The following is a 12,748-nucleotide window of genomic DNA, read 5'->3' as shown; positions in this document are numbered from 1 at the left end:
CTACGACTTCGAGCCGAGCGTCTTTATCGCCTCGTCGGTGGAAGAATCGGTCTGCCGCATCAGCGCGGCGGTGTTCTCGAAGGCTCGCTGAACCATGATCAGCCGGGTCATTTCCAGCACCGGATTGACGTTGGATTCCTCGACGAAACCTTGCGCTATGCCGACATCGGAACGGTCGGTGACTGGTTCGGGCGTGCGTGCGGGCACAATGCCGGAATTGCCGTAGCGAACGAAATTCTGGCCCGGATCGAAATTGTAGAGGCCGATCGAGCCGACGAGCTGTTCGTTCTGGCGCAGCGAGCCGTCGGCGCCGGCCTTGGGCGGGCCGTTGCGGGGATCGAGCTGGATCGGCGCCCCGCCGGCGTCGAGCACCGGGTGGCCCTCGACCGACATCAGCTCGCCATTCTCGTTCATCGAGAAGCGGCCGTCGCGGGTCATGACGGTGCCGGCCGGCGTGTCGATGGCGAACCAGGCGTCGCCCTGGATGGCGAAATCGAACGGGTTGCCGGTTTCTGTCATGGCACCGTGAGCTCCCGACAGATAGGTCTTGCCGGAGGAAGCGAACGATACCGACTTCTGCCCTGCACCCGACACCACGTCCTCGAACTTCACGCCGGTGGCGCGAAAGCCGACGGTGCTGGCGTTGGCGACATTGTCGGCGATCGTATCGAGCCGGCGCTCGAGGGCCATCTGAGCGGAGAGGGCGACGTAGAGACTGTCTCGCATGATCAGAACTTCAGTTTCTGCATGGCCATCATCAGGTCGGTGGAGATGCCCGATGTGACCGGTTTGGCGAAAAGCACGCTGATCGATGTCACGGCCGTCGAGGTCGGATTGTTGATCTCGTACATGCTGGTGAAGCGGGTCAGGAACTTGTTGAGTTTCACGGGATCCGTGAGATCCGAGATGTCGAGCTTCTGCTCGAACAGTTGCGCCTGCTTGTCGATGTCGGCGGTGGCGAAGGAATCAGGCAGCCCCAGCGCGGTGCGCACCACGCTGGCCAGCGCGGTGTCGGCCAGCACGTCGTACCAGCTGGTGATGGTTGGCGCCTTGCGGTTGAAATAGAGTGCCAGGCGCACACCCTCATTGGCCTTGCCGGCGTCCTCCTCGAGGGTCTGGCGCATGTAGCTGTCGACGGTCGGTTGCTGCGCCGGATTGATGGTGGTGGCTGCTTCGCCGTACTGCTCGAAGCTGAAAGCGGAGGCGAGTCCGGCGTAGGCCTTGTTGGTCATCTTGTTGGCGACGCTGTCGGGGTCGCGGATACCACCGGTCAGCACGCTGCGGATGAGGTCCTTGCTTTCCTTCGCCGGATCGAGCCCAAAGGACGAGAGCGCATAGTTGTACAGCCGACTGTCGGCCATCAGATCGTCGATGGATTTCACCTTCGTGATGTTGGCCAGATAGTATGCGGTCTCCGACTTGATGTAGTCCTCACTCGGCTTGATCAGGCCAAGCGCCGATTCCGTCGTGTAGACCTTCGGCGTGTCTTTCTGCACCGCATCGCGCGATGTCGTCTGATCACCGTACTGGGCAAAATCGAAGGCCGCGACGAAGTTGGCGTAGCGTTTGTCGGTCAGTTTGTTCGCGGGGCTGTTGGGATCGCTGACGCCGCCCGCGAGCATCGTGCTGATCTGCAGCGGCGTTTCGGTCGACGCATCCAATCCGTAGGAAGCCATAGCGAAGGTAAGCAGGCGCTTGTCCGCCATGAGGTCGCCGATCGACTTCACTTTGGAGATGTTTGCCGCATAATAGTCGGCCTCGCCCTTGATGTACTGCGCGCTCGGCTTGACCAAAGTCAGTCCGGCTCCGGCCATGAATCCTTTCGGAACCGCCTGGACGTCGTCGCGCGCGGTCGTCTGATCGCCGTACTGGACGAAATTGAAGGCCGAAACGAAATTGGCGTAGCTCTTGTCGGTCAGTTTGTTGGCGGGACTGTTGGGGTCGCTGACGCCACCTTCGAGCATTGCCCTGACGGTTGCGGCCGGTTCGGTTTCGGAGTCGAGCCCGAATGCGGCCATCGCGTATGCCAGCAGGCGGGAGTCGCCCATCAGGTCGTCGACCGACTTCACCTTGGAGATATTGGTGACGTAGTAGGCGGTTTCGCCCTGGTAATAAGAAAACCCCGATTGCGTAGCGCCGATCTGGACTTGCAGCGGATAGTTCTTCGTCACCAGTTGCTGGGCCTTGTTGTAGATCGTCGCATCGGCGCCGTTGGCAGCGAAATTGAAGGCCCTGACGAACGCGGCGTAGCGCTTGTCGGTCAGCTTGTTCGCGAAACTGTCGGGATTGGTGACGCCTTCCTTGAGCGCCTTGACCATGAACGCCTTGGCGTAGTCCATGTTCTCCAGCCCATAGGCCTTCATGGCATATTTGAACAAGCGGTCGTTCTTGACGAAATCGTCGATCGATTTCACCTTGGTGATGTTGGCGAGGTAATATTGGGTATCGCGATCGACCGTCGGCTGCTGCGCGACGCGGTCGATCGACTTGTTGATGTCTTTGGTGATCAACTGGTAGCTGGTATAGGTACTGAGCAAGGACGCGCCTCCGGCCGAAGCTATGCCAGCACAATAAGCTCACTTCCTTGCGCGAAACTGAATCGCCAACTTTCGATTCCATGGCGGCTCCGATTCAAGCCTCACACAAGGCACGGGGACTATCCCTTCTTCGACGTGAAATGCGGAAGGACCGCTCGTGGGCATTCTGATTGGACTTGTGGTGACGCTTGGCTGCGTCCTTGGCGGCTTCATGGCCATGGGCGGGCATCTGCACGTGCTGGTGCAGCCATGGGAAGCCGTGGTCATCTGCGGTGCCGCGCTCGGCACTTTCCTGGTCGCCAATCCGATGAAGACGGTCAAGGATACCGGCAAAGGCATACTGGAGGCCTTCAAACAGGCTGTGCCGAAGGAGCAGGACTATCTGGAAACCCTTGGCGTGCTGCACAGCCTGATGCGGGAGCTGCGCTCCAAGTCGCGCAGCGAGGTCGAGGCGCATATCGACAACCCGGAGGAATCGGCGATCTTCCAGGCCTTTCCGACCGTGCTCAAGAACCACGATTTGATGAATTTCATCTGCGACTATTGCCGCATCATCATCATCGGCAACGCCCGCTCGCATGAAATCGAGGCGCTGATGGACGAGGAAATCCAGACCATCAAGTCCGACAAGATGAAGGCCTATCACGCGCTGGTCGCGGTTGGCGACGGCCTGCCGGCGCTCGGCATCGTCGCCGCCGTGCTCGGCGTGGTCAAGGCGATGGGCGCCCTCGACCAGTCGCCGGAAATCCTCGGCGGCCTGATCGGCGCGGCGCTGGTCGGCACTTTCCTCGGCATCTTCCTGTCCTACGCGGTGGTCGGACCCGTCGCCACCAAGATCAAGACGGTGCGCGAGAAGAAGAACCGCCTCTACATCATCGTCAAGCAGACGCTGCTCGCCTACATGAACGGCGCGCTGCCGCAGGTGGCGATCGAGTTCGGCCGCAAGACCATCTCCTCCTATGAACGGCCGAGCATCGACGCCGTCGAACAGAGCACGATGAACACCGGCAGCGCCGAGAAGAAGGCCGCCTGAGCGATGCGCGACAGACCGGTGCCAAAACTGTCATGACGAGTCCGGGCAGCCCCTCGCAAGCGCGCTCGTTGATCATCGAGCGTCTGGTCGGCGACAGCGGCGAGGCCGATCAGGTCATCGACGCCGGACGCGCCATGGCCGAACGCGCCGTGCCGCTGCTGCAGAAGGCGCTCTCGGGCGAACTCGGCATTCCCGTAATCGTCGACCTCAAGGCCGTCGAGGTCAGCCGCGTTCCGGAGGCGCGCTCGCGCGCCGGCGACAATTTCGCCATGACCGTCGTCGGCTCGCCGGCGTCCTCGGACGCGATGACCCTCGTCATAGATGCTCGCGCGATCGCGATTGTGGTCTCGACGCTGTTCGGCGGCGATCCGGACATGCCGGTGTCGCCGATCGAGCGCGACCTGTCGTCGATCGAGGCCGATGTCTCGACCATGGTGTTCCAGGAGGTTGCGCAGGCCCTGAACGGATCGGGACGTCGCTCGCTCGAACTGCGGCTGCCGGCGCCGCGGGCCATGTCGGGCATCGAGGCCAGGCGACACGTGTTGCGCGACGGCGCCGCGATCCGCATCGTCCTCGGCATCTCGACGCCGGTCGACAGCGGCTCGATCACGGTGACGATGCCTCAGCGTATCGTGCTGGCCGGCCGCGACGGGACGGCAAGCGTCAGCGACGACGATCACGGCACCAGCTGGCGGGCACGCTTTTCGGAAGAGGTGATGCGCTCGACCGTGGCGCTCGAAGCCACCATGCCGCTGGCACGGCTGACGCTCGGAGACCTCGCCAATCTCGAAGTAGGCCAGGTCATCGACTTCGAAGAAACGGCGCAATCGCGCGCCCGCCTCGGCGCGCGCGGCCAGACGCTGTTCGTATGCGAGTTCGGCAAACTGGGGCAGAATTACACCGTCCGAATCAGGCATCCTTTCGATGCCGGGCAGGACTTTATCGATGGGCTCATGCCGGCTGGTGCCGGGCGCGCCTGAGCTTTTGGAGACGACGCATGGCCAAGACCAAGGTAGAACCAGAGCTCGACCAGCCGGACGAGCAGCTCGATCGCGCCATCGAGGAATTGCGCGGGGTCCTGCACGAAGAAGAGCAACGCCCTGATGCGGCGTTCAGGGCTGCCGCGGCAGCCAATTCGAGCGTCATCATGAACATCCCAGTCGATGTCCAGATCATTCTCGGCAGCACCGAGATGGCGGTTGCCGATCTGATGGCGCTGCAGAAGGGGTCGACGGTCGCGCTCAACCGGCGCATCGGCGAACCGGTCGATGTGGTGGTGAACGGCCGCAAAATAGCGCGCGGCGAGATCACCGTGCTCGAAAGCGACCCTTCGCGCTTCGGCATCAGGCTGACCGAAATCATCGCCGGCACGAAGGGCGCCTAGACATGGCTGGCGGGGCTTGCCGATGGCAGCGGAGGCGAAAGGCATGACAACGCCGCTGACGACCCTGACGCGCGCACAGAAGGCGGCAGCCATACTGGTGGCGATGGGCAAACCGTCCGCCAGCCGCCTGTTGAAATTCTTCAAGCAGGAAGAGCTGAAGGCGCTGATCGAGGGCGCCCGGCTGCTCAGGACCATTCCGCAGAGCGATCTCGAGCGCATCGTCGCCGAATTCGAGGCCGAATTCACCGAGGGCGCGGGCCTGCTCGATTCCGCCGACAGGATGGACACCATCCTCAACGAGTCTCTCTCGCCCGAAGAGATGAACGCCATCATGGGCAACAAGAAGCCCGAGGCGGCACCCGAAGGGCCACCGCCGATCTGGCCCGATCTCGAAAAGCTCGAGCCCTCGCGGCTGGGCGCGTTCCTCGCGGGCGAACATCCGCAGACGGCGGCCATGGTGCTGTCGAAACTGGCGCCACAGGCGGCGGCGAGCGTGCTTTTGACGCTGACGAAGCCGATGCGCGGCGAAATCATCAAGCGCATGGTGACGATGGCCAATGTTCCGGCCGCCGCCACCAGGATCGTCGAGAACCGGCTGCGCGCCAGCGTGTTGTCGGACACCACGACCAAGGATACTTCGGCCGGGCAGGCGCGCGTCGCCAGCGTGCTCAACGAGCTGGAAAAGCCCCTGCTCGATGAGGTCATGCAGGATCTCGAAGCCGCCGGCACGCCCGACCTCGACGGTGTTCGGGCCCGGCTGTTCGCTTTCGACGATTTGCCGCTGCTCACCCAGAAGGCGCGCGTGCTTTTGTTCGACGGGCTGTCGACCGAGCTTGTCACGCTGGCGCTGCGCGGCACGTCGGCGGCACTGGCCGAAGCGGTCCTGTCGGCGATCGGCGCCCGCTCCCGGCGCATGATAGAGGCCGAACTCGGGCAAGGGTCGGAGGGTGTGCCCGCCGCCGACATCATGGCGGCACGCAAGACGATCGTGACGACGACGATCCGGCTGTCGCGCGAAGGCGCCTTCGAACTTCCCTCGACGCAGAACGCCGCCTAAGGCATGTCCGACGCCGTCGACAAGGACTCGAAAACCGAAGAGGCGACGGAAAAGAAGATCCGCGACACCATCGAACAGGGCAAATTGCCCCATTCGAGGGAGACCGCGATCCTGGCCTCCTTTGTCGCCATACTGGTGTTCACGGTCTTTTATGCCAAGGACGCCATCGTCGAGCTCGGCATGTTCCTGTCGATGTTCCTCGAGAAGCCCGAAGCCTGGCCGATGGACACCGAGACAGATGTCATCGCGCTCTACAAGCTCGTCATGCTGGAAGTGGGCCGCGCCGTACTCAGCCTGCTGGTGCTGCTCACCGTTGCCGGCATCGGCGCCTCGGTGCTGCAGAACATGCCGCAATTCGTCGGCGAGCGGATCAGGCCGCAGATGTCACGCATCTCGATCGTCAAGGGCTGGAACCGGATGTTCGGCGCCCAGGGCTGGGTCGAGTTCCTGAAGTCCCTCGCAAAAGTCGGCTTTGCCATCGCCGTGCTCACCTTCATGCTGTCGGAGGATCACCGCAAGCTGCTTGCGGGGATGATCACCAATCCGGTCGCTTTCGGCCTCGTCATCCGCAGCATCGCCGTCGACATACTGGTGGCGATCGTCTTCGTCATGGGACTGATCGCGGCGATCGACATCGTCTGGTCGCGCTTCCACTGGAAGCAGGACCTGCGCATGAGCAAGCAGGAGGTCAAGGACGAGTTCAAGCAGTCCGAGGGCGATCCGATCGTCAAGTCGCGGCTGCGTTCGCTGGCGCGAGACCGGGCGCGCAAGCGGATGATGACGGCGGTGCCGCGCGCGACGCTTGTAATCGCCAACCCGACCCACTTCTCGATCGCGCTGAAATATGTGCGCGACGAGGACTCGGCGCCGCTCGTGGTGGCGAAGGGGCAGGATCTCGTGGCGCTGAAAATCCGCGAGATCGCCAAGGAGCATAACATCCCGATCTTCGAGGACGTGGCGCTCGCCCGCTCCATGTACAAGCAAGTTTCGGTCGATAATGTGATCCCGTCGCAATTCTACCAGGCCGTCGCCGAACTGGTGCGGATCGTCTACTCGAAAAAGGCTGAGCGCAGACAGATTTCATGAACCGCCAACCGCACGCAAAATCCCGCGAGATCATCGTCGCCAGCGCCATCGAGCAGGTGGTGGTGGAACTCAGGCTGATCGACGTCGCCGACTATATCGCCTTCATCCGGCTGGAGCATTTCGCCTGCCTGTCGGATCTGGTCGATTCAGCGGCGGAGCTGTTCTTCATGCCTGGTACGCTGCGGCTCGGCCATGGCGGCGAGGCGCATGTCGACTGGAGCGGCAGCCCGCGCATCGTGCTCGACCTGGAGCTCAGGCCACCCGGCGTGACCGTCTATTTCCAGCTGACGCTGAGCGAGACCGGCAACACGGTCGTGGTCAATTACGTGTCGTTTGAAAAACCGGGCGAAGACCCCCAGCACAATACGGCGCTGCTGGAGGCGGTGATCGAACAGGCTCGTATCCGCAAGGTCGAACCGCTGGCGTTTTAAAACGCTTCGGTCAGCCGATAGCGGCTACTCGATAAGTCCCAGCCGCAGCGCCTTGGCGACCGCCTGGTTGCGGTTGACGGCGTTGAGCTTCTGGGTCGACTGGGTGAGGTACTGGTTGGCGGTGTGCACCGACAGTTTCAGGAGCCGCGCGATCTCCTCGCTGGTGTTGCCGTTGGCGGTCAGCTTCAGGCATTCGAGCTCGCGCTTGGAGATCGAGCGCATTCTGCCGACATCGCCCGGACGCATCCGCGCGACGGCGGCGAACAGCGAAAAGCAGCGAGCGTGGATTTCGTAGAGCGCATCCTGCGGCAGCGCGATCTCCGATCCCAGGAAGACGACAAGGCCGCATTGGCCGCGATCGGCATGGACGGGAAAGGCGATGCCACTCGATCCGGGTGTCAGCGGCGCCATCTGTCCGGTCCAGGCCAGATTGCCGAACATGTCGGCCATCGCCGCCACGCCATCATCCGTCCACCAGCGCGGCTCGGTCGAAATCCGGCTATGGCGAACGATCTCCTCGCCATTGGCGCCTGAAATGAATTTCGACGCCACCGCGACGCCGGGATAATCGGAATCAAAGCACGGGACCAGCCGGGCGCGCTCCGGCGACGGGCTGACGAAGAACAGGCCGAAGGCCGAGGCGTTGATGTCGACTGATATCCAGCGGCAGCGGCGCACCGCATCGGGAATGGTGACGGCGTGATGTGTTTCGGATCCCAGCGAGAAGGCGCCGAAAGGGCTGCGCTGCTCGTTGAAAAGGGCCTCCGCGGCGTCCTTGATTTCGGTGTGTTTCAAATGATGCCACTCCTGATCGCCGTGGCGATGGCCATCGCACGGTTGCTGGCCGCGAATTTCTGGATGGCGTGGGTGATGTAGCTGTTGACGGTGTTTGAGGAGACGCCGAGGATGACGGCCACCTCGTCGGTGGTCTTGCCTTCCGAGACCCAGAACAGGCATTCGCGCTCACGGTCCGACAGCGGATCCTGCATGGCCGCGGCGGCGATCAACTGCGGAATGTGCGAGAGCGCGTAGCAGCATTTCAGTTGCGCCTTCATCAGCGCCGGCTGGTCGATCCGGCCGGCGGCCGCCGCCGAGAACAAGGCGAACAGGCGCTGACGGCCGACATTCAGCCGCAGTGAATAGATCTCGGCATGGCCGAGCACGTCGAGCAGCCGGGCCTCTTCACCCGAGACCAGCCCGTCGGCATCCGGCGCCTGGGCCGCCACCAGCGGTGTCGGACGGATGCCGGGTGCTGCGGTGAGCGGTCCCTGGGCAAGGCCGGCGATCAGCCGCTTGCCGATCAGCTCGATGGCGTCGAAGATCCAGTTCGAGGAGACGATACGCGCGTCGTTGCGGTCCTGGTCATGGACGATGGCGACCAGCATGTAGCTGTCGGCGCCGATCTCGGCGGTCAGCTCCATGAAGAAGCTGGTGAGATCACCGCGCGACGTCAGGCGCGAGCCCAATGTGTCGGATTGAAGAGGCGCGGCGGGACTGCTCATCTGCTGCTTTTGGCCGGAATCGATGCTGATGTCCGGTTGCTGGAGAGCCAGCCGCCGAACCCGAAAACGCATTACTTTTACGAGACACACACGAGGCGCGGGGCCGCGCCCAACCAGACGGAATCCATTCAGGGAACGCGAAGACATCCGCGTCTGGCGCCGGAGAAGCCCGGAACGTGAGACTTTGGGTGGTCGCCGCGCCCCCCGAGGACCGGCTGATTCGGGTCTAATCTACCCGCAGATGAATCCGACATCAAACGCGATTTGACAAAATCGAATCTGGGGGACTCTGCTTGCGACTCAGGGGAGCTTTCGGAGCCATTGAGGCGCGAAAATACCGGGACTGTGCGCGTAGGCCATATCAGCGTCCGGCCCGTTGCGGTAGTTTCGCTCGTGCCGAAGGGGTGGGCACCCCCGGCAGTCGAGCGCAAGGTCGGCAGCGCGGAATGCGGTTGTCCGCTGCGGCGCTACTCGGGTCTTGGCAAGGTTGGTTTCGGGGGGAAACAATGAGCGATTCATTTCGGGAAGTTACTTCAATCTCGTGGTTCGGGCGGATCAAGCGCGCGGTCGGCGGGGTTATCTTCGGCCTGCTGTTGATCGTGCTGATGGTGATAGGGCTGTTCTGGAACGAAGGCCGCGCGGTGCAGACGGCGCGCTCGCTGGCCGAGGGCTCTGGTGCCGTGGTCTCGGTGGAGGCTGATAGTTCCGATGCCGCCAATGAAGGCAAACTGGTGCATGTCAGCGGGCCAGTGACGGCGGACAGCAGCTTGGCGGATCCGGATTTCGGCATCACGGCGCAAGGGCTGCGCCTGTCGCGCGGCGTCGAGATGTATCAGTGGAAAGCAGAGTCCAAATCGGAAACCACCAAGAAGCTTGGCGGCGGCGAGGAGACGGAGACGACCTACAGCTATTCGAAGGTGTGGGACGACAGCCAGATCGACTCGTCGGACTTCAAGAAGCCCGACGGCCATCAGAATCCGCCGATGGCGATCCACAGTCGTGCCTTTCAGATTCCACAGGGCAAGCTTGGCGCTTTCGATCTCGATACGCCGGTGCTGGATCGCATCGATGGCGACAAGGGTCTTTCGTTGTCGGCCAGCCAGTCAGCCGCGATCAAGGCCGCCTACACCGGAACGAGGCCGCTCAGCATCGTCGATGGCAAGATCTATCTCGGCAGCGACAACACGACGCCCGCGCTAGGCGACTACCGTATCGGCTACGAGTTGGCGCCGCTCGGCGTGGTCAGCATCGTGGCGCGCCAGGCCGGCAGCCGATTCGAGCCCTACCAGACGCAGGCGGGCGATGCGCTGCTGATGGTCGACACCGGCTCGGTGCCGGCCGACAAGATGTTCGCCGAGGCGGTCAGCGCCAACACGCTGATTACCTGGCTGCTGCGCGTCGCCGGCCTTTTATTGCTGACCATCGGCTTTGCGCTGTTCCTCAGCCCGATCGGCGTGATCCTCGACGTGATCCCGTTCCTTGGCGGCATGGCGCGGATGGGAACCGGCATCATCGCCTTCTTCCTGGCGATCCTGGTCGGCGCCACGACAATCGCGATTGCCTGGTTCTGGTATCGGCCGGTTCTGGCAGCGGCCATCCTGGCGGTCGGCGTCGTCGCGGCGGCGGCGGTCTATTATCTCGGCCGATCACGCAGGGCAGCCGCGCCAGTGGCCGCGCCGAGCACCGGCATCGCAACGTAGCTTGTAAAAAGGGCGGCCACGCCGCCCTTTTACTGTCTGTCTTTGCTCGCCTGGATTTGCTGGCAGGCTTACCGATCCTCGAAGCCGGTCAGCACGCCGACGGCGTTGATGCCGATCTCCTCGACGGCATAGCCGCCTTCCTGGACGAACAGCGTCGGCAGGCCGAGTTTGGCGATGCGCCGGCCGATCTTCGGATAGTCGGGGCTTTTCAGCTTGAACTGGCTGATCGGGTCCTTCTCGAAGGTGTCGACGCCGAGCGAGACGACGACGATGTCAGGCGCGTATGCGGCGAGCCTGGCGCAGGCATCCTCGAGTGAGGCATTCCAGGCATCCCAACCGGTGCCGAAGGGCATGGGGTAGTTGATGTTGAAACCTTCGCCCGCGCCCGCGCCGCGCTCATCGGAATGGCCGAGGAAGAAGGGGTACTCGACCATCGGATCACCGTGCAGGTTGAGAACCTGCACGTCGGCGCGATCATAGAATATCTCCTGCGTGCCATTGCCGTGGTGATAATCGACGTCGAGGATCGAGACCCGTTTGGCACCCTGGTCACGAAACCATTGCGCGGCGACCGCGGCGTTGTTGATGTAGCAATAGCCGCCCATGAAGCCGGCGCCGGCATGGTGGCCGGGCGGACGGCAGAGCGCGAAGGCCGATCTCTCGCCGTCCTTGACCAGGCCGGCTGCGGTCAGCGCCACGTCAAAGGACGATTTGATCGCGGTCCAGGTGCCCTCGACGAAGGTGGCGCCGCCGTCGAAGGAATAGTAGCCGAGCAGGGCATCGATGCGCTTGGGCGGCACGTCGCCGCGCAGGCCGCGCGTCGGCCAGGTGAAGGGCATGGCCGAGCCCGTGAAGCCGGATTCCACCCATTGCGGCCAGACGGTCGGCAGGAAGTCGATGTAGTCGGCCCTGTGGACGCGCTTGGCGGCGGCAAGGTCGTGCTCGACCGGCGCTATGATCGGACCGAGCTTCTCGCTCTCGACCCGCGCCTTGATGAACTCCGCGCGCGAGGGCTTTTCAAAGCCAGGCACGATGGCTGAGGTAACCAGTTCCATTTGGCCGGCATGACCGGCGTGAAGCGGCGAATAGACAGTCTTCATGAAATTCCTCTCAAAGTGCGCAACTAAGGCAATTCCAGGAACGGTGTGAAGCGGTTTTCCCTCCGGAATTGCGTTGAAACCGGTCAGCCAAGATTGAGATAGGGGCTCAGCAGAGCAAGCCACATGGTTTCGACATCGTCCTCGATGAGGTCGAATGTCCTGCGGTCCTTCTTCAGCCCCACGAGCCGGCAGGCATGCCCGACCTCCATCATCACCACCCCGAGCCGGCTGGCGATCTTGCCTTCTAGTGCCGGGTTCACATGCTGCAGCCATGCGGCATAGAGGGCGATGATCTGGTCGTCATATTCGTTCTGGATCGGCCGCAGGTCCGCATTGCCTGAAATGGCCTCGATCACCGGCATCAGGGTGGCGTTTTCGAGATAGAGCTTCGATGTGTCGATGAAGAGCTTGCGCACTTCCCGCCGGAACTCTTCGCGGTTGGTGGGCGGGGCGACCTTGATGCGCCTCGCGATCACCTCGGGAAAGGATGACAGCCAGCGCCGGGCGAGATCCAGAAGAATGGCTTCCTTGTTGGGAAAGTACTGGTAGATCGAGCCGACCGACAGCCCCGCGCGCTGCGCGATGGCGAGCGTCGTCGGCGTCTTGGTTCCTTGCTCCCGCGTCAGGATCAGCGCCGCGTCGAGAATCCTGTCGACGACCTTGCTGGACCGTTGTTGCCGCGGCTGCTTGCGCGGCTCGAGCGCTATCCTGGTTTTGCGGTCGAGACTGCGCTTCACTGCTTGATGCCCTCGTTCCCGCCTGGTCCCAACACAAGCGAAGCGCTTCTGTCCACAATACATTCTAAATCCGGCATGTTGACAAACGCGAATAATCAGTCGCATTCTTTATCCACGCTGTCTCTTGGGATAACAAGGGGAATTTCGAAGACAGCGCACTGGCATCATTCGTTGTCCGATA

General features: G+C 62.7%; 13 protein-coding genes. 7 read left to right on the top strand and 6 right to left on the bottom strand.

The window, feature by feature from the left end:
• Both flgF and O7A70_RS00990 read right to left on the bottom strand, forming a co-directional pair.
• Nucleotides 1-726, bottom strand: coding sequence for a flagellar basal-body rod protein FlgF (gene flgF, locus O7A70_RS00995; protein ID WP_027144745.1), 726 nt, complete (start codon nucleotides 724-726; stop codon nucleotides 1-3).
• A gap of 2 nt (nucleotides 727-728) precedes the next feature.
• Nucleotides 729-2,537, bottom strand: a complete 1,809-nt coding sequence (locus O7A70_RS00990) for a DUF1217 domain-containing protein (RefSeq protein ID WP_337138644.1) — start codon at nucleotides 2,535-2,537, stop codon at nucleotides 729-731.
• A gap of 157 nt (nucleotides 2,538-2,694) precedes the next feature.
• Between O7A70_RS00990 and motA the strand changes: the two genes are divergently transcribed.
• Genes motA through O7A70_RS00960 form a run of 6 tightly spaced genes read left to right on the top strand, consistent with a single transcriptional unit; the run spans nucleotide 2,695 to nucleotide 7,528 of the window.
• Entirely contained in the window at nucleotides 2,695-3,570 is an 876-nt protein-coding gene (motA, locus tag O7A70_RS00985; RefSeq protein WP_140504127.1) for a flagellar motor stator protein MotA, read from the top strand.
• Nucleotides 3,571-3,602: 32 nt separating this feature from the next.
• Nucleotides 3,603-4,550: a FliM/FliN family flagellar motor switch protein gene (locus tag O7A70_RS00980; RefSeq protein ID WP_337138642.1), complete on the top strand. Its 948-nt coding sequence runs from the start codon at nucleotides 3,603-3,605 to the stop codon at nucleotides 4,548-4,550.
• Between the two features lie 17 nt (nucleotides 4,551-4,567).
• Nucleotides 4,568-4,954: a flagellar motor switch protein FliN gene (gene fliN, locus O7A70_RS00975; protein ID WP_027144741.1), complete on the top strand. Its 387-nt coding sequence runs from the start codon at nucleotides 4,568-4,570 to the stop codon at nucleotides 4,952-4,954.
• 43 nt (nucleotides 4,955-4,997) lie between these two features.
• Nucleotides 4,998-6,011, top strand: coding sequence for a flagellar motor switch protein FliG (locus O7A70_RS00970; RefSeq protein WP_140712698.1), 1,014 nt, complete (start codon nucleotides 4,998-5,000; stop codon nucleotides 6,009-6,011).
• Nucleotides 6,012-6,014: 3 nt separating this feature from the next.
• On the top strand, nucleotides 6,015-7,097 hold the full coding sequence (flhB, locus tag O7A70_RS00965; RefSeq protein ID WP_337138639.1) for a flagellar biosynthesis protein FlhB: 1,083 nt from the start codon (nucleotides 6,015-6,017) through the stop codon (nucleotides 7,095-7,097).
• Entirely contained in the window at nucleotides 7,094-7,528 is a 435-nt protein-coding gene (locus tag O7A70_RS00960) for a hypothetical protein (protein WP_027144738.1), read from the top strand. The genes flhB and O7A70_RS00960 overlap by 4 nt, the downstream gene beginning before the upstream one ends.
• A 24-nt stretch (nucleotides 7,529-7,552) precedes the next feature.
• Here O7A70_RS00960 and O7A70_RS00955 read toward each other — a convergent pair whose 3' ends face one another.
• Together O7A70_RS00955 and O7A70_RS00950 are read right to left on the bottom strand one after the other, a co-directional pair.
• The gene (locus O7A70_RS00955; protein WP_337138637.1) at nucleotides 7,553-8,323 is read right to left on the bottom strand and encodes a helix-turn-helix transcriptional regulator; all 771 of its coding nucleotides are present in this window, start codon (nucleotides 8,321-8,323) and stop codon (nucleotides 7,553-7,555) included.
• Nucleotides 8,320-9,030: a helix-turn-helix transcriptional regulator gene (locus tag O7A70_RS00950; RefSeq protein ID WP_027144736.1), complete on the bottom strand. Its 711-nt coding sequence runs from the start codon at nucleotides 9,028-9,030 to the stop codon at nucleotides 8,320-8,322. Before O7A70_RS00950 ends, O7A70_RS00955 begins: the two co-directional genes overlap by 4 nt.
• Before the next feature lie 506 nt (nucleotides 9,031-9,536).
• Here O7A70_RS00950 and O7A70_RS00945 point away from each other — a divergent pair.
• Entirely contained in the window at nucleotides 9,537-10,730 is a 1,194-nt protein-coding gene (locus O7A70_RS00945) for a TMEM43 family protein (protein WP_337138635.1), read from the top strand.
• Nucleotides 10,731-10,798: 68 nt separating this feature from the next.
• Here the strand turns inward: O7A70_RS00945 and O7A70_RS00940 are convergent, their stop codons facing one another.
• Nucleotides 10,799-11,830 (bottom strand): histone deacetylase family protein, encoded by a 1,032-nt coding sequence (locus O7A70_RS00940; RefSeq protein ID WP_337138633.1) that lies wholly within the window; start codon nucleotides 11,828-11,830, stop codon nucleotides 10,799-10,801.
• A gap of 83 nt (nucleotides 11,831-11,913) precedes the next feature.
• Nucleotides 11,914-12,567, bottom strand: a complete 654-nt coding sequence (locus O7A70_RS00935) for a TetR/AcrR family transcriptional regulator (RefSeq protein WP_027144733.1) — start codon at nucleotides 12,565-12,567, stop codon at nucleotides 11,914-11,916.
• Nucleotides 12,568-12,748 lie beyond the last annotated feature (181 nt).

Source organism: Mesorhizobium sp. Cs1299R1N1 (assembly GCF_037179655.1).
GTDB lineage: Bacteria > Pseudomonadota > Alphaproteobacteria > Rhizobiales > Rhizobiaceae > Mesorhizobium > Mesorhizobium salmacidum.
The sequence above is the reverse complement of the archived record's forward strand: the minus strand, read 5'-3'. Positions and strand labels throughout refer to the sequence as shown.

Coding starts and splice junctions, on each gene's coding strand:
- flgF (WP_027144745.1), bottom strand. CDS start 726: ATGCGAGACAGTCTCTACGTCGCCCTCTCCGCTCAGATGGCCCTCGAG.
- O7A70_RS00980 (WP_337138642.1), top strand. CDS start 3,603: ATGACGAGTCCGGGCAGCCCCTCGCAAGCGCGCTCGTTGATCATCGAG.
- fliN (WP_027144741.1), top strand. CDS start 4,568: ATGGCCAAGACCAAGGTAGAACCAGAGCTCGACCAGCCGGACGAGCAG.
- O7A70_RS00970 (WP_140712698.1), top strand. CDS start 4,998: ATGACAACGCCGCTGACGACCCTGACGCGCGCACAGAAGGCGGCAGCC.
- flhB (WP_337138639.1), top strand. CDS start 6,015: ATGTCCGACGCCGTCGACAAGGACTCGAAAACCGAAGAGGCGACGGAA.
- O7A70_RS00960 (WP_027144738.1), top strand. CDS start 7,094: ATGAACCGCCAACCGCACGCAAAATCCCGCGAGATCATCGTCGCCAGC.
- O7A70_RS00950 (WP_027144736.1), bottom strand. CDS start 9,030: ATGAGCAGTCCCGCCGCGCCTCTTCAATCCGACACATTGGGCTCGCGC.
- O7A70_RS00945 (WP_337138635.1), top strand. CDS start 9,537: ATGAGCGATTCATTTCGGGAAGTTACTTCAATCTCGTGGTTCGGGCGG.
- O7A70_RS00940 (WP_337138633.1), bottom strand. CDS start 11,830: ATGAAGACTGTCTATTCGCCGCTTCACGCCGGTCATGCCGGCCAAATG.